Here is an 18,460-nt window from a genome sequence, read left to right on the forward strand (position 1 = left end):
AGGCGGATCCCCCGGTTGCGCCTTTCTGGACAAGCTAGGGGCCCCTCGGTAGAACCGGGAGCCCGCGCCCCTGCGCGGGCCGACGGCATCAGTGCCGGTCGTCCAAGTCAAATCGCGGTCCGAGAATGAGCGGCGTCAACGAGATCAGATCGACCTTCCTCGATTATTTTGCCCGGCACGGTCATCAGGTCGTGGACTCTTCTCCGCTGGTGCCGCGGAACGACCCCACGCTGATGTTCACCAATGCCGGCATGGTGCAGTTCAAGAACGTCTTCACCGGCATCGAGAAGCGTCCCTATTCGCGTGCAGCAACGTCGCAGAAATGCGTCCGGGCCGGCGGAAAGCACAATGATCTCGATAATGTCGGCTACACCGCGCGGCATCACACCCTCTTCGAGATGCTTGGCAACTTCTCCTTCGGCGACTATTTCAAGGAAGACGCGATCGCGTTCGCCTGGAACCTGATTACCCGCGAGTTCGAGCTTCCCGTCGATAGACTGTGCGTCACCGTCTACCATGAGGATGACGAGGCCTTCGCTCTCTGGCGCAAGATCGCCGGGCTGCCGGAAGAGAAGATCATCCGCATCGCGACGTCGGACAATTTCTGGCAGATGGGCGATACGGGGCCGTGCGGTCCGTGTTCCGAGATCTTCTACGACCACGGCTCGCACATTCCCGGCGGCCCGCCCGGCTCGCCGGACGCCGATGGCGACCGGTTCATCGAGATCTGGAACCTCGTCTTCATGCAGTTCGAGCAACTGCCGGGCGGCGAGCGCGTGGCACTGCCGCGCCCGTCGATCGACACCGGCATGGGGCTCGAGCGCATCTCGGCGGTGCTGCAGGGCGTTCACGACAATTACGACATCGACCTGATGCGGGCACTGACCGGAGCGGTCGCCGACCTCACCAATGTTGATGCAGACGGCCCTCGCAAGGCCAGCCATCGCGTGATCGCCGACCATCTGCGCGCCTCGACCTTCCTGGTCGCGGACGGTGTGCTGCCCTCCAATGAGGGGCGCGGCTATGTCCTGCGCCGCATCATGCGCCGCGCCATGCGCCACGCGCAACTCCTCGGTGCCAAGGATCCGCTGATGTACCGCCTTGTGCCCGTGCTGGTGCGCGAGATGGGCCGGGCCTATCCCGAGATCGTGCGGGCCGAGTCGCTCGTCACCGAGACGCTGCGCCTGGAGGAAACCCGGTTCCGCAAGACGCTCGAGCGCGGACTTTCGATTCTCGAGACCGAGAGCGAAGGGCTTGGCGCGGGTAGCAAGTTCTCCGGCGACACCGCCTTCAAACTCTACGATACCTATGGTTTCCCGCTCGACCTCACCGAGGATGCGCTGCGCGCCCGCGGCGTCGAGGTCGACCGGGTGGCCTTCGACGCCGCCATGGAACGCCAGCGCGCGGATGCCCGGGCCTCGTGGGCCGGTTCGGGCGAGGCGGCGACGGACACGGTGTGGTTCGGCCTGCGCGAGGATGTCGGCGCTACCGAATTCCTCGGCTATGGCACCGAGAGCGCGGAGGGGGCGGTCACCGCGCTGGTGGCGAATGGCGCCCGCGTCGATGAGATTCTGCCCGGCGGCCGGGGTCTTGTGGTGCTGAACCAGACGCCCTTCTACGGGGAATCCGGCGGCCAACTCGGCGACACGGGCCGAATGAGCGGTGAGGACGGGCTCAGCGTCCGGGTCATCGATACGCAGAAGAAGCTCGGCGATGTCTTCGTGCACGAAGTCGAAGTCGAAAAAGGTCGGCTTGCCATCGGCACGGCCGTCGTGCTGGAGGTCGATCACGCTCGCCGTGGCGCGATCCGCGCGAACCATTCGGCGACGCATCTGCTTCACGAGGCGCTGCGCCGGGTTCTCGGCGATCATGTCGCCCAGAAGGGGTCGATGGTCGCGCCCGATCGTCTGCGTTTCGATTTCAGCCATCCGAAACCGGTCGAGGATGCTGAGCTGCGTGCGGTCGAGGATCTCGCCAACCGCATGGTGCTGCGCAACGAGCCGGTCGAAACCCGTTTGATGGGGGTCGACGACGCGATCGAATCCGGCGCTCGGGCGCTGTTCGGCGAGAAATATGGCGATGAGGTCCGGGTGGTGTCGATGGGCACCGACCCCGGCAATGGGGCGCCCTATTCGGTGGAGCTGTGCGGCGGCACCCATGTTGCGCGCACCGGCGACATCGGGCTGGTGACGGTGCTGGCGGAAAGTGCCGTGGCGGCTGGTGTCCGCCGCCTTGAGGCGATGACTGGCGATGCCGCCCGCCATCATCTCAACACGGCCAGCCGTTCGCTGGACGCGGCGGCAGCCGCGCTGCGGGTGCCGGTCGGCGAGGTCGAGACGCGGGTCGCGCAACTCGTCGAGGAACGGCGCCGGCTGGAGAAGGAGTTGTCCGATGCGAAGCGGCAGCTCGCGCTCGGCGGCGGGGCCGGCTCCAATGCCGGCCCGGAGATCCTTGTGGTCAACGACGTCAATTATCTGCCGATCGCGGTCAGCGGCATCGACGCCAAGGACCTCAAGCCGATCGCAGACGAGGCCAAGAAGCGCATCGGTTCGGGAGTGGTCGCGGTTGCCAATACCGCAGCCGATGGCAAGGGCGCGATCGTCGTGGGCGTGACGGAAGACCTGACCGGGCGCTATGACGCCGTTGCGCTGGTGCGGCGCGGCGCAGAAGCGCTGGGTGGCAAGGGCGGCGGCGGTCGTCCGGACATGGCACAGGCTGGTGGTCCCGATGGAGCGCGGGCAGCGGATGCCCTTGTCGCGATCCAGCAGGCGCTGGCCAGCTGACGAATGCCGGATGCCCCGCTTGGCGGCCGCGCCGCCGGCGTCGCGGGGCGCAGGCCGGGATGAGGGCCGGTTGTCTGTGGACGGCCGCGCGAACGCCATGGGTGACGTCGGCTGACCGGCGCGGAGAAGACATTGCATGATCGTGGAAGCCGGGCCTTCGCGGTGCGGAGACGCGAAGGCGCAGAGAGGTGCGCGCTTCGGTCACTGTTGAGGCGTTGCCCGAAGTGGCGTGGTTCTTTTCTGACTTGGCGTCGTGGTGCCCTGAGTTGGCGCGCCGGCTGCTTGCCGGAGGGGTGCGGGGGCATGGTGTTCGGTGGTCGTGGGATCCGCATTGCGCGGGGGCATTCCCGGCAGCGGCACCTATGTGCTCCTGCTGGCGAACGCGCCTGGCGCGACGTTTCGCCCGAAACGGCGAGGCGGTTCGAGGCGGCCGGGGATGGTCGATGCCGTCCTGTTCGACGCTCCCCGGACCGGAAGGGAGGGCGGGGATTCGAGGGATAGGCAGGCAGGAGGGCGACGATGGGGTGCCCATCCGTGGCGATGGCGCGATGGGGCGGGCGTAAACGTTCGCATCGCAGGCCGTGGCGAGCCGTCGAGGGATGCCGCATTTCGTTTCGTGCTGGATGAACCCCGTTCGAGCCCGTTCCCGAGCCCATGGCGCTCTGTATGAACCTTCATGAAGCGGTCGTGCACCGCTGGGCCTGCGCGCGGTTCCGCGCTAATGCTCGGTGGTGCAAGGCGCATCATGCGTCGTCCGCTCCATCATCTTCCTTCGAACAGACGGATGGCCGGTCGTGGCTTCTTCCAAGACAGAGGCGGATGTCCGCCGTGCCGCGCTGCTCCTCTCGGTGCGCCGTCGCGGCATCCGCGATCCGCATCTGATGCGCGTCTTCGAGCAGGTGCCGCGGGACCTGTTCGTGGACGAGGACTTTCTCGACATCGCCTTCGCGGATCAGGCCCTACCCATTGCATGCGGGCAGACCATCAGCCAGCCCGCGGTTGTCGCCCTCATGACGCAAATGCTCGATCTGGCGTCCCATCACAGCGTGCTGGAAGTGGGGACCGGCAGCGGCTATCACGCGGCAATCCTCGGGCATCTGGCAGGCCGGGTCGTGTCGGTGGAGCGGTTTCGCGCGTTGGCCCGCACGGCGGCGGACCGGCTGAAGTCACTTGGGCTGGAAAATGTCGAGGTGCGGGTCGCGGATGGCCGCCTCGGTTATCCGCCGCGTGCGCCGTTCGACCGCATCATCGTCACCGCCGCGGCGCCCGAGGTGCCGCCGGCGCTGTTCGAGCAATTGCTGCCCGGCGGGGTGCTGGTGGCGCCCGTCGGCCCGCAGGAGGGCCCGCAGATGCTGATGCGCTACGAGCGGATGCCGGAGGGGATGAAGGCGCGCGAAGTGCTGCCCGTCCGCTTCGTTCCGCTGCTGTCCGGCATCGCCACAGTGCTGTGACATTTTAAGCACGTGGAAGGCGGAACGTTATCCACACATCCGACTGCTTAATCCGACGTTTACCTATACGGCCCCTTAATTCGCATGTGTTTAAGCGTGGTGGGTGCGATGGGTTGCTATTCGAAGAGCTCGGATTGGGGTCATCTTTCTCGGCTGACGGTCATCGCACTCATTGCGGGTTCCGCAGCCGCATGCAGCGCGGATTCGGGCCGGTTCACGGATCCGAATACCAATCCCTTCGCCGGCAATAGCCCCGGTCCGGCCTATACCGGCTCGGTCGCAGCCGCCGCGCCGAGTTCGGCTGTCCAGCGCGCGCCTCTGGCAGGTCCGCAGGGCGGCTATCCGGCCCCGTCCTATCCGTCCGGCTACCAGACATCGGCGGCGCCTGCCCCTGCGCCGGCGCCCTACCAGACCGCTTCCCTCGGTCCCACCCCCGCGCCCTACGCACCCGCCAGCGCCTACCCGGCTCCCGCTGCTCCCTCCTATCCGGCAACCGCTTCCTATCCCGCGGCCGTCCAGCCGCGCCCGGCGCCGCAGCCCAGCCTTGCCGCTCGCCCGCAGGCGGTCGCCCCGGCCGCCGTCGCTGCGGCACCCGCGCCCGTGCGGCAGGCGGTGTCTTCCGCCGCCGGTCCGAGCCATACGGTGGCGCCCGGCGAGACGCTATCCTCGGTAGCGCGGATGTATGGCGTGTCGCGTGCACAGGTCGCCGCGGCCAACGGCTTGCAGCCGGAATCCTCGCTTATCATCGGCCAGCGCATCGTAATCCCGGGCGCGGGCGGAGCCAATGTCGCCGCGCGCACACCGGTAGCAGCCGCGCCCCATCCCGCCCAGCTCGCCGCGCTGCCCCCCGCTGCCCCGGCCCCGATGAAGCCGGCGCCGGTTGCCAAGACGGCCCCGGTCGTCGCGGCGGCGCCCGTGCCTGCCGCCCAGCCCGCTCCGGCGAAGGTCGCCGCCGCGCAGCCTACCAAGGTCGAGACCATCGCCGCCGTGCAGCCGGCCGCTCCGGTCGACGATGTGCGCGATCCCAATGACGGCCTGCAGTTCCGCTGGCCGGTGCGTGGTCGCGTGATCTCGGGCTTCGGGCCCAAGCCGGGCGGTCAGCAGAACGAGGGCATCAACGTCTCGGTGCCGGAAGGCACCTCGGTCAAGGCGGCCGAGGACGGTGTGGTGGCCTATGCCGGCAACGAGCTGAAGGGTTACGGCAACCTCGTGCTCATCAAGCACGCGAACGGCTATGTCACGGCTTACGCCCACAACAGCGAAATCGACGTGAAGAAGGGTCAGACCGTGAAGCGCGGTCAAGTCATCGCGAAGGCCGGCCAGACCGGCTCGGTGACGACGCCTCAGGTTCATTTCGAGATCCGCAAGGGTTCGCAGCCGGTCGATCCTTCGCAGCACCTTGCCGGTCTGTGACCCTCAACCCCTGAGGGACGGTCAAAGAGAAACGGGCAGGCCGCCGGCCTGCCCGTTTTCGTTTTCCCGTTTCCGTTGGCACGCGCAGACTGTTGGCCCGCGCAGACTAATGCGCGCCGTCCGTCAGCGGTACGCCAAGCCGGCCGGCGAGGTCCTGCACATATTGGAAGGCGGTGCGGCCGGAACGTGAGCCGCGCGTGGTGGCCCATTCCAGCGCCTCGCTGCGCATTGTCTCTTCATCGGCGGGAATAGCGAAGTGAGCCACGTAGCCGTGCACCATGGCGAGGTAGTCGTCCTGGCTGCATTTGTGGAAGCCGAGCCACAGGCCGAAGCGATCCGACAGCGAGACCTTCTCTTCCACTGCCTCGCCGGGATTGATGGCGGTCGAGCGCTCATTCTCCATCATGTCGCGCGGCAGCAGATGGCGACGGTTCGAAGTGGCGTAGAAGATGACGTTTTCCGGCCGGCCCTCGATGCCGCCCTCCAGCACCGCCTTCAGCGACTTGTAGGAGGTGTCGTCATTGTCGAAGGACAGGTCGTCGCAGAACACGATGAAGCGATAGGGCGCCGCGCGCATCAGGCTCATCAGGAGCGGCAGGCTCTCGATGTCTTCGCGATGGATCTCGACCAGCTTCAGAGGGCGGGCACCGCCGGCCGCCATCTCGTGATTGACGGTGGCATGGGAGGCCTTCACCAGCGAGCTCTTGCCCATGCCGCGCGCTCCCCACAGCAGGGCGTTGTTGGCCGGCAGGCCGCGGGCGAAGCGCGATGTGTTGTCCAGCAACTGGTCGCGGGTACGCTCGATGCCCTGCAACAGCCGCATCTCGACGCGATTGACCTTCGGCACCGGCTCCAGCCGGCGCTCGGCGGCATTCCAGACGAAGGCGTCTGCGGCATCGAAATCGGCTTTCGGTGTGCGCGACGGCGCGAGGCGGTCGAGCGCATCGGCGATGCGGACCAGCAGGGCGGTGACATCGGAGTCTTCAGGGCGGGCGGCGGACATGGCTTTTCTCTCAACGCTCCTCATCGCCCGGTTGCCAAGAGCGAGGGCGCATGGCGGAGTACCGGACGTTACGGTCGAGCAGAGAGTAACCGACGTTACGGTTTTGCAAAGGGGCGATGCCACAAATTCCTGTGGCTCCCCGGTGCACACGATTCTCCCTCGCCGCCGGCGCGTGCGGGGGCGAGGGCGGCATCCGGGCGGGGCGGCCGTGTGGGCAAAATCATGCTCGTTCGCGAGGGCGATCGGCCGCATGCGCTGTCATGTCCGGTGCCTTGTGCGCGGCCTCCCGTAACGAGATGGTGCGCGGCGCCGTGACGGCGTTGCAATCGGCGGGCGCGCAAGTATAGTCCGCGCCGCTTGCGCCGGGTGGCAGGCTCGCCCGCCGCCCGCGCTCTTTGAGATTTCGACGGACAAGGAACGTCTATGTTCATCACGCCCGCCTTCGCGCAGGCCGCCGGTTCGCCGGGCGGCTCCGACATGCTGATGTCGCTGCTGCCCTTCGTGCTGATCTTCGTGATCATGTATTTCCTCATCCTGCGCCCGCAGCAGCGCAAGGTGAAGGTGCACCAGGAAATGGTGAAGAACGTGCGCCGCGGCGACACGGTGGTCACCAATGGCGGCCTGATCGGCAAGGTCACGCGGGTGGTGGACGACAGCGAGCTCGAGATCCAGATCGGCGACAACGTGAAGGTGCGTCAGCTCCGTTCGGCGATCTCCGATGTGCGTGCCAAGGGCGAGCCGGCCAAGGACGACGCCGCTTCCTGAGTTTCCGACGCGCCTGACGACCGCGCACCCGCGAGCGGCGGGGGCGACCGGAAAGATCGATATGCTTTATTTTTCGCGATGGAAGGCACTGGCGATCGTTGCAGCATGCGCGATCATCTGCCTGATGGCCGTGCCGAGCCTTCTGCCCGAGGCGACCTTCGAAAAGCTGCCGCACGCCCTGCAGCGGAAGATCGTCCTCGGCCTCGATCTTCAGGGCGGTTCCTACATCGTCCTGCAGGTCGACCAGAACGACATCCGCAAGAATCGGCTGGAGCAGTTGCGCGACGATGCGCGTACCGCGCTGCGCGATGCCCGCATCGGCTATAGCGGGCTCGCCATACAGGGCAATGCGGTGCAGGTCGTCATCCGCGACGGGCAGGACGCCGCCGGAGCCTTCCAGAAGCTGCGCGCACTCGCCCAGCCGGTCGGCGGGGTGATGGCGCAGGGCGGCCAGACCGACACCGACATCGCCCAGAACGGCAACACCATCACGCTGACGCCGACCGATCCGGGGGTGCAGAACCGCACCATCCAGGCGGTTTCGCAGTCCATCGAGATCATCCGCAAGCGTATCGACCAGCTCGGCACCACCGAGCCCTCGATCCAACGCCAGGGCGCGGATCGCATTCAGGTGCAGGTGCCCGGCCTGCAGGATCCCTCGCGCCTGAAGGCGCTACTGGGTCAGACCGCGAAGCTCACCTTCCGTCTGGTGGATACCTCCATGAACCCGGAGCAGGCGCTGCAGTCGCGGCCGCCGGCTGGCACCGAGGTGCTCTATTCGCAGGGCGAGCCGAAACACCCTTATCTCATCGAGCAGCGGGTGCTGGTGGCGGGCGAGGATCTGGTGGACGCGCAGCCGAGCTTCGATCCGCAGACCCGCGAGCCGGTGGTGACGTTCCGCTTCAACGGAACCGGCGCACGCCGCTTCGCCGAGGCGACGCAGGCCAATGTCGGCCGTCCCTTCGCCATCGTGCTCGACAATCAGGTGATCTCGGCGCCCGTGATCCGCGAGCCGATCATGGGCGGTTCGGGCCAGATTTCCGGCAGCTTCACCGTTCAGCAGGCGAACGATCTCGCCATTCTCCTGCGCGCCGGCGCTCTTCCGGTGCCGCTGCAGGTGGTGGAGGAGCGCACGGTGGGCGCCGGCCTCGGCGCCGACTCCATCCGCGCCGGCATTCTGGCGTCGGTGATCGGCGCCGTGCTGGTGGCGGCCTTCATGATCGCGACCTACGGGCTGTTCGGCGTCATCGCCGTGGTGGCGGTCGCGGTCAATGTCGGCATGATCCTCGGCGTGCTGGCCATGCTCGGCGCCACGCTGACCTTGCCGGGCATCGCGGGCATCGTGCTTACGGTCGGCATCGCGGTCGATTCCAACGTGCTGATCTATGAGCGCATCCGCGAGGAAGCCCGTGCCGGCCGTTCCGCGATCTCGGCCATCGATGCCGGCTTCTCGCGCGCGCTGGCGACGATCCTCGATTCCAACATCACGACCTTCATCGCGGCGGCGGTGCTGTTCTACATCGGCTCCGGGCCGGTGCGCGGCTTCGCCATCACCTTCGGAATCGGCATCATCACGACGGTGTTCACCGCCTTCACCCTGACCCGGCTCATGGTCGCCATGTGGGTGCGCGCCAAGCGTCCCCAGCACGTGCCGATCTGAGAAAGGCGAGCGCCATGCGTCTTCTTCGCATCGTCCCCGACGATACCAATTTCGACTTCATGCGCTTCCGGCGCATCAGCTTCCCGATCTCGGCCTTCCTGTCGATCGTGGCGCTGGCTTCGTTCCTCGTGTTCGGGCTGAATTTCGGCATCGACTTCAAGGGCGGCACGCTGCTCGAGGTGCGCTATCCGAACGGCACGCTGAACATGGCCGATGTGCGCGGCAAGCTGGAGGAGCTCAATCTCGGCGAGGTGCAGATCCAGTCCATCGGCAGCGACGGCGAGGTACTCATCCGCATCGCCCAGCAACCGGGCGGCGAGCAGGCCCAGCAGGCCGTGGTCGGTCGGGTGCGCGCTACGCTCGGCGATCAGGTGGAATACCGCCGGGTCGAGGTGGTGGGCCCGCGTGTCTCGCAGGAGCTGCTCAGCTACGGCATCATCGGACTAATGCTCGCGGTCATCGCGATCCTGATCTATCTGTGGTTCCGGTTCGAGTGGCAGTTCGCGCTCGGCGCCTCGATCGCGAACTTCCACGACATCGTGCTCACGATCGGCTTCATGTCGATCTTTCAGATCGATTTCGACCTCACCAGCGTTGCCGCGCTGCTCACCATCCTCGGCTATTCGCTGAACGACACGATCGTCATCTATGACCGCATCCGCGAAATGCTGCGGCGCTACAAGAAGATGCCGATCGACGAGCTGCTCAACCACTCGGTGAACGCGACCCTGTCGCGCTCGATCATCACCCACGTCACCGTCACCCTGGCGCTGCTGTCGCTGGTGCTGTTCGGCGGCCGGGCGATCCATTCCTTCTCCGTGACGATGATGTTCGGCGTGGTGCTGGTCGGCACCTACACCTCCATCTTCATCGCCTCGCCGCTGCTCATCTATCTCGGCGTCAACACCCGCATGGCGGAAGAGAAGGCCGAGAAGGAGAAGAAGAACAAGGCCGAGCGCGGCGCGGCGGAGCGGACGGCGGGCTGAGGACGATGGCGGGTTTCCCGGACAGGTCTCGCCCGCCCGGCGCCGGCCCGTCCGGCGCACGCTCTCCCGACACTCGCGCACCCGACGCGCCCGGCCATCTGCCCCAGCAGGTGCCGATCGAAGGCTATGGCGGCGGGTTCTTCCATTTTGCCGGCATGGCCTCCAGCGGTTCCATCCTTGCCTTGCCCTCCGGCATCCATGAATGGGCGGCACGGCTGCCTGTCGACATCACGGAAGCCGCACTGGCGCAGGTCTTCGCCGACGCCCGGCGGCTCGAACTCGTGCTCATCGGCACCGGGCCCGATCCCTGGCCGATCCCGGAGGCACTGCGCTGGCGCTTTCGCGATGCCGGCGTGCGGGTGGATGCCATGCCGACCCGCTCGGCCGCCGCGACCTATAATGTTCTGCTGGCCGAAGGCAGGGCTGTCGGTGCTGCGCTTCTCGCGCTGGCCTGAGGCCGTGCCCATCGAACCTTTAACCCAATGCCCCTTGATGGTCGCCCGTTCCGGCCTCACCTGCCAACCATGACCGCCGACACCGTGTCTCCCGCCGATCATTGCCGCGACCTCGTGCGATTGCTGGACCGCGACCGCTATGTCGCCGACCTGTTCGCTCCGGCGGAGCGGCGCGATGCGCTGTTCGCGCTCCACGCCTTCAACGCCGAGGTGGCGCGGGTGCGCGAGGCGATCAGCAATCCGCTGGCCGGCGAGGTGCGCCTGCAATGGTGGAGCGATGCGTTGATCGGCGAAGCGCGGGGCGATGTGATGGCTCATCCGGTCGCGGCCGGGTTGCTGGCCGCAGTCGAGGCTTATCGGCTACCGCGGGAGGCGCTGTTCGCGCTGATCGATGCCCGTATCTTCGATCTCTATGATGACCCGATGCCGACCGTGCGCGACCTCGAAGGTTATGCGGGTGAGACATCCTCCGCCCTCATCCGGCTCGGCTGTCTCATCCTTGGCGGACCGGCGGACCGCGCCTCGGCCGATGCGGCCGGCCATGCGGGCGTCGCCTATGCCATTGCCGGGTTGCTGCGCGCCTTCCCCATACATGCCAGCCGCGGCCAGTGCTATGTGCCGCTTGAACTTCTGAAGAACCACGGCGCGAGCCGTGATGACGCGGTGTCCGGTACGCCGACGACGGGGCTGCTCGCGGCGCTGGCGGATCTGCGCAACATCGCCCGCCGGCACTATGCCGAAGCGCGGGCGGCGCTGGGCGGGGTGGCGCCGCAGGCCCGCGCGGCCTTCCTGCCGCTGGCCCTCGTGCCGGGTGACCTTGCCCGGATGGAGCAAGCGCACGATCCGTTCCGCGAGGTGCCGGCCATGCCGGCACTGCTGCGGTTGTGGCGCCTCTGGCGTGCGTCGCGTGCCGCCTCGACCGATAGCTGGCCGGACGCCTGATCCTCACGTCGCGGCGTCAGATGCCGCGGCGGACCCGGTCGGTGAGGTTCAGACGGTGCCGGATGATAGGTTCCAGCACCATGCGGTCGGCGTCGGATTGGGGAAGTTGCGCAAGCTGGTCGATCTGGTTCAGCGCGACGAGCCGCACCAGATCGTCGCGCACCACGCCGTTTGCGTCGCGCGGCAAGGCCTCGACGATCTGGATGTGTTCGGGCGGAAGCTGGCCGGGCAGGGCGCTCGCCAGATGCGCGCGAAGGGCGTCGGCCGAGAGCACCGCGCCGGGTTCGGCCTCGACGAAGGCATAGAGGCCGAAGGATTTACCCGGCGTCGGGAAGTCCGCGATATGCGCCTCCCGCACGCCGGGGGCGCCCGCAAGCGCGATGGCGATGGCCGGACCCTGTTCCATGGCGCGTGGGCCGCGGCCTTCGGTGTCGTGATAGTTCAGCAGCTTGCGAGTGACGAAGACATAGATCTTCTTGCCCGTGGCCATCCAGATGCGGTTGACGAGGCTCTTGCGGGCGAGGATGCGCTTTTCACTCAGGGTAAGAGCCTCCGGGCAGAAGCTCCTCTTCTGCTTGAGGAAATGCCGGATGTCTTCATAGGCTGCGACGCGGAAGAACTTGCTGCGCCGGCGGCGCCGTCCGCTCTCGTCGCCCGCGCTGGTGCAGATCGCGAGCTGGAAATCCATCAGCAGCGCCGATCCGTCCGGGCGGCGCAGCCAGTTCTGCGGCTTGGCGAGGTCGTTGTGCACGATGCCGCGGCGATGGATCGCCGTGAGCGACGCGCGGGCGGAGGCGAAGAAGGCACGCTCGCCGACCGGGCGGGCGATCTGCAGCGGCACGCCATCGGCCCAGCCGCGCACGAGGAAGCCTTCCTCCAGCGCATAGACCGGCACCGTGTAGCCGCACCCCTCGGCCCGACGCAAAGCCCGCGCCTCGCGCTTTGCGAAGTGCCGCGCCAGCGGCTTCACCCACCATGCCACGTCGCTGTAGCGCCGCCTCACCGCGGGCATGGCGCGGCCCTCCCTGTCGTACCAGGTGCCGCGCTCGATGGTGGAGAAGATGTCGCGCTTCAGCACGCTGTCGATGTCGAAGGTACCGCGCAGCGGCGCCCCGGTGGGCGGCGGGCTCTGCATGTTCATTCCGCCGCCTTGCGTGCGAGGCCATAGGCGCCGGCCCAGCCCACGATGTCGCGCAACGCGCGGCGGGCCATTTCCTGCTTGCGGGCGACGCCCTTCTGCGCGCCGCGCAGCCGCTTGCCGTCCTCGCCGACCAGCGGCGTATCGGCCAGCGGCGGGAACAGCCCGAAATTCACGTTCATCGGCTGGAAGGAGCGCGGCCGCGCGTCCTTGTCCTCATCCCCGGCGTCGGCCTCGTCGGCCAGGATGTGACCGCCGGTGATGTGGGCAAGCAACGCGCCATGGGCGGTCGTCGGCGGGGGCGGTGCGAGCGTGACGTCATGCCGTTCGGCGGCGGCAAAGCGACCGGCCATCAGGCCGACGCTGGCGCTTTCCACATAGCCCTCGCAGCCGGTAATTTGGCCGGCAAACCGTAGCCGCGGTTCGGCCTTCAGGCACAGCGTGCCGTCGAGAAGCTGCGGTGAGTTGAGGTAGGTGTTGCGATGCAGGCCTCCCAGCCGGGCAAATTCGGCGTTCTCCAGCCCCGGGATCATGCGGAAGATGCGCACCTGCTCGGCATGGCGGGCCTTGGTCTGGAAGCCGACCATGTTGAACAGCGTGCCCAGCGCATTGTCCTGCCGAAGCTGCACGATGGCGTGGCACTTCACCTCCGGGTTGCGCGGATTGGTGAGGCCGACCGGCTTCATCGGGCCGTGGCGCAGCGTCTCCGGTCCCCGTGCAGCCATCACCTCGATCGGCAGGCAGCCGTCGAAATAGGGCGTCTTCGTCTCGAAGTCGCGGAACGGCACGGTGTCGGAGGCGATCAGCGCGGCGACGAAGGCATCGTACTGCGCCTTGTCCATCGGGCAGTTGATATAGTCCGCCCCGGTGCCGCCCGGTCCCGGCTTGTCGTAACGCGACTGGAACCAGGCGACGTCCATGTCGATCGAATCGAAATGGACGATGGGCGCGATGGCGTCGAAGAATGCGAGCGAATCCTCGCCGGTGCGCGTCCGGATCGCTTCTGCCAGCGCGGGCGAGGTGAGGGGCCCGGTGGCGATGACGACGCTGTCCCAGTCCTCCGGCGGCAGCGCATCGATCTCGCCGCGCGCGAGCGTGACGAGCGGCTCGGCGGTGATGGCGGCGGTCACTGCGGCGGCGAATCCGTCGCGATCGACAGCCAACGCGCCGCCTGCCGGAATCTGGTGCGCATCGGCGCAGGCCATGATGAGCGAGCCGAGACGGCGCATCTCCTCATGCAGCACCCCGACCGCATTGGTGGTGTGGTCGTCGGAACGGAACGAATTGGAGCAGACCAGCTCGGCGAGGTCGTCGCCCTTGTGCGCATCGGTGGGGCGCTGGGGGCGCATCTCGTGCAGCACCACCGGGACGCCGGCCTTCGCCAGCTGCCAGGCCGCCTCCGAGCCCGCCAGTCCACCACCGACCACATGCACCGGGCGCAATCCGTCCGCCATGCCTCTCCTCGCCTCGCTCTTCTTTTCGGCCGCCCCCTTAGCACGGAATTGCCGCAGGCGCAGGAACAATGGCGCTCGTCCCCGTCGTGCGCTTTCCTTCATCGTGCGGATGAGCTAGGCCACGGCGGTCCCGGCCCACCAACGGCAACACGATGCAGCTTCTCCTGATCCGCCACGGCAACACCTTCGAACCGGGTGAAACGAGCCGCTGGGTCGGCGCCCGCACCGACCTGCCGCTCACGACCGAGGGGCGGGCCCAGGCGGCGCGGCTCGGTGCCCGGCTGAGGGAGGCCGGCCTCGCGCCGAGCGCGATCGTTCACGGCCCCATGTTGCGTCATCGCCAGAGTGCCGAAGAACTGGCCTCTGCGCTCGGCCACCCGGCAAACACCCTGCTCCGCGACGAGCGCTTGCAGGAGATCGACTACGGCACCTGGGAAGACCGCAGCAATGCCGAAATCGCGTCCTTCGTGCCGGAGGCGGTGCTGGCGGCGTGGAGCCGCGACGGCGTCTGGCCGGCGGTTGCCGGCTGGGCGACACGCGAGGCGGATTTCCTGGCGACGCTGCGGGGCGTGCTGGCGGACATCGCGGCACGGGCGGGCGAAGGCGAGCGCATCGCCCTGGTGACGAGCGGCGGCACCATCCGCTCGCTCTATCGGGCCGCCGGCTTCGATGCCGAAGGGGCCGACACGCGGGCGCGCACCGGCAGCGCGTCGGCGTTGACGCGGCTCGGCGATGACTGGCGGCTCGATTTCTGGAACCGTCGGCCGGACGATCTTTGAGTCCGCTCAGGCGGCGTCATAGACTCCATCGCTCAACGGATCGCCGAGGCGCTCCAGATGCTGTTCGGCGAGGCGTGCGTCATCGGGCGAATCGATGCCCCACATCGCGATGCGCGCGGCCTTGACCGTAACGGTCTGGATCGCGATGCCCGCCTCGAGGAAGCGCAACTGCTCCAGGCCTTCCAGCTCTTCATAGTGCCCGATCGGCGAAGAGACGAAGAAGCGCAGCGCGTCGCGTCGATAGCCATAGAGGCCGATATGGCGGAACACCGGTGCCAGCGGCCCGGCGGCGCGCAGCTTCGCTTCCGTGCGAATGGCGGGGATGATGTTCTTAGAGAACCAGTGCGCCCGTCCGCCTTCCCCGACGATGCAGGTGGTGCCGCTGAAGGGCGTCACCTGCTTGCGCTGGCGCAGTCCGTCCAGCGCCTCCCAACCGAGCTGCACCACCGGTGTGAAGACGGAGGCCTCGCCCGTTCGTGCGGCCGCGATGAGTGCCGAGAGATAGGCCGGGGGCGTGAAGGGCAGGTCGCCCTGCAGGTTAACGATGAAATCGGCGTCCGGGGCGTGAAGATCGGCGGCCGCCAATGCGCGGTCCGAGCCGGAGGGCAGGTGAGGGGACGTCATCACCACGGGTGCGCCGACCGAACGGGCGAGGTCCGCCACGCGCTCATCATCGGCCGCAACTACGAAATCGGCCCCGCTCGCCTGTGCTGCGACCGTCGCGATGCGGATGACGCGCTCCAGAAGCGGCACCCCGCCGATGGGGGCCAGCGGCTTGCCCGGAAAGCGGGTCGACTGGTAGCGCGCGGGAATGACGATGACGCACTTCATCTCTCGATCCTCATCTTTCGACTTCCGGCAGGCCGATGCTGCGAATAGGTCGGCGTCGGAATGGAGGCAAGAGGAACCGCAGGGACGGGATCGGCGTGGATGCAATGGTTAATGCTGCGTTGCAATATGAGCATGCCTGCATCTTGGGCATTCAAAACGACAAGGGCCCCGGAGCGGCTGCTCCGGGGCCCTTGTCGATACAGCGTATGAAAGCGTCAGGCCATCGCGGCGGCGCGACGGGCAACGCGGGTGATCTCGCCGCGAGACACGTTGATATCGGCCAGCGTGCGGTCGTCGAGCTGGGAGAGCTCGGCAATCGTGCGACGGTAAGCCTGGTAACGGCGGATCTGCTTGGCAACGAGGCCCCAGAGCAGCATGGTCATCTCCTGTCGATCATTTTGGGCAACGGGGCTGCCGGATGCCGGCTGCACTTCCGTTGTGCAATCTGGTGCCTATGTATTCGACACCTTGCCCGAAAGCTAGGAGGATTGCTGCAGCCCAGCAATGCAGGCGCCGCATGGGACGGTGAGATTTCGTTCACCATGTGTGGCCGCGCGGGCTCTGTTGTTCCGGCGTTCAACAGCATCCCATTGCCGTCGGCGGATGTCATGAAAGTGGCGCAATTGCACCGCTTGGCAGTGGTGCACCGTGCTGCGAATCCAGAAAATCCAAGGCAGATGACGTTCCGGGAGGTCGTCAGGGCCGTGACCTGACATGACCTCCCGGCTATGCGTCAGGCGCGCGACAGGGCGCAGCGCCGCTGTTCAGACGCCGGCGAGCGCCTGGTCGAGATCGGCGATGATATCGGCGGCATCCTCAAGCCCGATCGAAACGCGCACCACATCCGGTCCGGCGCCGGCGGCCGTCTTCTGCTCGTCGGCGAGCTGGCGATGCGTGGTCGAGGCCGGGTGGATGATGAGGGAGCGGGTGTCGCCGATATTGGCGAGATGCGAGAACAGCTTCACCCCCGAGACGAGGCCAGTTCCGGCCTCGTAGCCACCCGCGAGGCCGAAGGTGAACACGCCACCCGCGCCGCGCGGAGCGTATTGGCGGGCGAGGTTGTAATAGCGATCGCCCGGCAGGCCGGGATAGCTGACCCACGCCACCTTGGGATGGGCGCTGAGGAATTCCGCCACCTTCAGCGCATTGTCGCTGTGGCGCTGCATGCGGAGCGGCAGCGTCTCGATGCCGGTGAGGATGAGGAAGGCGTTGAAGGGCGAAAGCGCAGGACCGAGATCGCGCAGGCCGAGCACGCGGGCGGCGATGGCGAAGGCAAAATTGCCGAAGGTCTCTCCGATGACGATGCCCTGATATTCCGGCCGAGGCTTGGAGAGCATCGGGTAGCGGTTCTCGCGCAGCCAGTTGAAGCTGCCGCCATCCACCAGCACGCCGCCGATGGAGTTGCCGTGCCCGCCGAGGAACTTGGTGGCCGAGTGCAGCACGATATCGGCGCCATGCTCGAAGGGCCGCACCAGATAGGGAGTGGCCAGCGTGTTGTCGACGATCAGCGGTACGCCCGCGCGCTTGGCGATGCGGGAGATCGCCGCGATGTCGGTGACGACCCCGCCCGGATTGGCGATGGACTCGATGAAGATGGCCTTGGTCTTCGGCGTCACCGCCCGCTCGAAGGAGGCGATGTCGTCCGAATCCGCCCACACCACGTTCCAACCGAAGCTCTTGAAGGCGTGATTGAACTGGTTGATCGATCCGCCATAGAGCTTCTTCGCGGCGATGAATTCGTCACCCGGCGACAGCAGCGTCTGGAAGGTGAGGAGCTGAGCGGCATGGCCGGAGGCGACGGCGAGGGCCGCAGTGCCGCCTTCGAGCGCAGCCACCCGCTCCTCGAGCACCGCATTGGTAGGGTTGCCGATGCGCGTATAGATATTGCCGAAGGCCTGCAGCCCGAACAGCGAGGCGGCATGATCCACGTCATCGAACACGAAGGACGTGGTCTGGTAGATCGGTGTCGCCCGGGCCTTGGTGGTCGGGTCCGGCTGCGCGCCAGCGTGAATGGCAAGGGTGGCGAAACCCGGCACATGGGCCGGGGCGTCGGTCGGCTCGGTCATGATGGCGTCCTCACTGTCGGTTCGCCATGTCACGCCGCCTGCCAATAAAACGCAAGGGACTTGTATCTTTTATAGATCATCAGAAATGAACCGTGAATTCACGGGTGCGGGCCAGTGACCTGAAGCCTCGGCATCTCGATGGCCGGGCAGCGATTCATGATGACGGCGACGCCCTGCGCTTCCGCCCGCCGCGCCGCGGCATCGTCCCGCACGCCGAGCTGGCCCCAGATCAGCTTCGGGCGCGGCGACAGGGCAAGGGCCTCCTCGACGACGGCGCCGAGATATTCCGGTGCGCGGAACACGTCGACCATGTCGATCGGCTCGGGAATGTCGGCGAGCCGCGCATAGGTCGGCAGCCCGGCGATGTCGCGACCGGCCTGTCCGGGATTGACGCACAGCACCCGGTAGCCGTGCAGCGCGAGATAGCGGGCGACGCCATGGCTCGGGCGGGACGGATTCGGACTGGCGCCCACCACCGCGATCGTACGTACCCGCTGCAGCCAGTCTTTTATCGTGGCGTCGTCATAGCGATCATGGTTCATCGGGCGGAGTTCCGCTTGGAGGTGAGGTAGGGACGGGGCGCAGCAAGGGGCGGATCGGGGCTCAAAATGCAGGTATTTTTATACCTAAATAGCAACTCATTGATTGGTAACGGTTATTTCCGGCATAGTCCGATTGACGCGCAAAACGCCTTCGGATAGAAGCCGCTCCACGATACGGCAAGCGACCCGCGA

16 protein-coding genes are annotated in these 18,460 nt (G+C 67.1%); 9 read left to right on the forward strand and 7 right to left on the reverse strand.

The genetic code is table 11. The annotated features are described in order from the left end of the window. Positions 1-125 precede the first annotated feature (125 nt). The 3 genes from alaS (at position 126) to MWN34_RS01385 (ending at position 5,647) form a co-directional block, all read left to right on the forward strand. Entirely contained in the window at positions 126-2,783 is a 2,658-nt protein-coding gene (alaS, locus tag MWN34_RS01375) for an alanine--tRNA ligase (RefSeq protein WP_247025834.1), read from the forward strand. Between the two features lie 794 nt (positions 2,784-3,577). Then, positions 3,578-4,234, forward strand: a complete 657-nt coding sequence (locus MWN34_RS01380) for a protein-L-isoaspartate(D-aspartate) O-methyltransferase (RefSeq protein WP_247025835.1) — start codon at positions 3,578-3,580, stop codon at positions 4,232-4,234. Between the two features lie 108 nt (positions 4,235-4,342). Next, positions 4,343-5,647, forward strand: coding sequence for a M23 family metallopeptidase (locus MWN34_RS01385; RefSeq protein ID WP_247025836.1), 1,305 nt, complete (start codon positions 4,343-4,345; stop codon positions 5,645-5,647). A gap of 106 nt (positions 5,648-5,753) precedes the next feature. Here the strand turns inward: MWN34_RS01385 and MWN34_RS01390 are convergent, their stop codons facing one another. Then, positions 5,754-6,650, reverse strand: coding sequence for an ATP-binding protein (locus MWN34_RS01390; protein WP_247025837.1), 897 nt, complete (start codon positions 6,648-6,650; stop codon positions 5,754-5,756). Positions 6,651-7,073: 423 nt separating this feature from the next. Between MWN34_RS01390 and yajC the strand changes: the two genes are divergently transcribed. The 5 genes from yajC (at position 7,074) to MWN34_RS01415 (ending at position 11,458) form a co-directional block, all read left to right on the forward strand. Then, the gene (yajC, locus tag MWN34_RS01395) at positions 7,074-7,415 is read left to right on the forward strand and encodes a preprotein translocase subunit YajC (RefSeq protein ID WP_247025838.1); all 342 of its coding nucleotides are present in this window, start codon (positions 7,074-7,076) and stop codon (positions 7,413-7,415) included. 61 nt (positions 7,416-7,476) lie between these two features. Continuing rightward, a complete protein-coding gene (gene secD / locus MWN34_RS01400; protein ID WP_247025839.1) occupies positions 7,477-9,075 on the forward strand; it encodes a protein translocase subunit SecD in 1,599 nt (532 codons plus the stop codon). 14 nt (positions 9,076-9,089) lie between these two features. Then, on the forward strand, positions 9,090-10,061 hold the full coding sequence (gene secF / locus MWN34_RS01405) for a protein translocase subunit SecF (protein ID WP_247025840.1): 972 nt from the start codon (positions 9,090-9,092) through the stop codon (positions 10,059-10,061). 5 nt (positions 10,062-10,066) lie between these two features. Beyond that, positions 10,067-10,516 carry an Mth938-like domain-containing protein gene (locus tag MWN34_RS01410; protein WP_247025841.1) on the forward strand — a complete coding sequence of 150 codons (450 nt, stop codon included), beginning with the start codon at positions 10,067-10,069 and terminating at the stop codon, positions 10,514-10,516. Positions 10,517-10,585: 69 nt separating this feature from the next. After that, positions 10,586-11,458: a phytoene/squalene synthase family protein gene (locus tag MWN34_RS01415; protein WP_247025842.1), complete on the forward strand. Its 873-nt coding sequence runs from the start codon at positions 10,586-10,588 to the stop codon at positions 11,456-11,458. A gap of 16 nt (positions 11,459-11,474) precedes the next feature. On the opposite strand, the gene MWN34_RS01420 is transcribed toward MWN34_RS01415, so the two are convergent. Together MWN34_RS01420 and trmFO are read right to left on the reverse strand one after the other, a co-directional pair. Continuing rightward, on the reverse strand, positions 11,475-12,593 hold the full coding sequence (locus tag MWN34_RS01420) for a serine/threonine protein kinase (protein ID WP_247025843.1): 1,119 nt from the start codon (positions 12,591-12,593) through the stop codon (positions 11,475-11,477). Positions 12,594-12,595: 2 nt separating this feature from the next. Then, complete coding sequence (gene trmFO / locus MWN34_RS01425; RefSeq protein WP_247025844.1) at positions 12,596-14,050, reverse strand: methylenetetrahydrofolate--tRNA-(uracil(54)-C(5))-methyltransferase (FADH(2)-oxidizing) TrmFO; 1,455 nt, start codon at positions 14,048-14,050, stop codon at positions 12,596-12,598. A 152-nt stretch (positions 14,051-14,202) separates the two neighbouring features. Here trmFO and MWN34_RS01430 point away from each other — a divergent pair, with 152 nt between their 5' ends. Next, positions 14,203-14,829: a histidine phosphatase family protein gene (locus MWN34_RS01430; RefSeq protein WP_247025845.1), complete on the forward strand. Its 627-nt coding sequence runs from the start codon at positions 14,203-14,205 to the stop codon at positions 14,827-14,829. A gap of 6 nt (positions 14,830-14,835) precedes the next feature. On the opposite strand, the gene MWN34_RS01435 is transcribed toward MWN34_RS01430, so the two are convergent. The 4 genes from MWN34_RS01435 to MWN34_RS01450 all read right to left on the reverse strand — a co-directional run bounded on the left by MWN34_RS01435 (position 14,836) and on the right by MWN34_RS01450 (position 18,268). Next, a complete protein-coding gene (locus tag MWN34_RS01435) occupies positions 14,836-15,660 on the reverse strand; it encodes a 3-deoxy-manno-octulosonate cytidylyltransferase family protein (protein ID WP_247025846.1) in 825 nt (274 codons plus the stop codon). Between the two features lie 215 nt (positions 15,661-15,875). Then, a complete protein-coding gene (locus MWN34_RS01440; protein ID WP_247025847.1) occupies positions 15,876-16,037 on the reverse strand; it encodes a DUF1127 domain-containing protein in 162 nt (53 codons plus the stop codon). Between the two features lie 387 nt (positions 16,038-16,424). After that, positions 16,425-17,726 (reverse strand): O-acetylhomoserine aminocarboxypropyltransferase, encoded by a 1,302-nt coding sequence (locus MWN34_RS01445; RefSeq protein WP_247025848.1) that lies wholly within the window; start codon positions 17,724-17,726, stop codon positions 16,425-16,427. A gap of 98 nt (positions 17,727-17,824) precedes the next feature. Continuing rightward, the gene (locus MWN34_RS01450) at positions 17,825-18,268 is read right to left on the reverse strand and encodes a CoA-binding protein (protein WP_247025849.1); all 444 of its coding nucleotides are present in this window, start codon (positions 18,266-18,268) and stop codon (positions 17,825-17,827) included. Between the last annotated feature and the right edge of the window lie 192 nt (positions 18,269-18,460).

Source organism: Ancylobacter crimeensis (assembly GCF_023016805.1).
Taxonomy (GTDB): Bacteria; Pseudomonadota; Alphaproteobacteria; order Rhizobiales; family Xanthobacteraceae; genus Ancylobacter; species Ancylobacter crimeensis.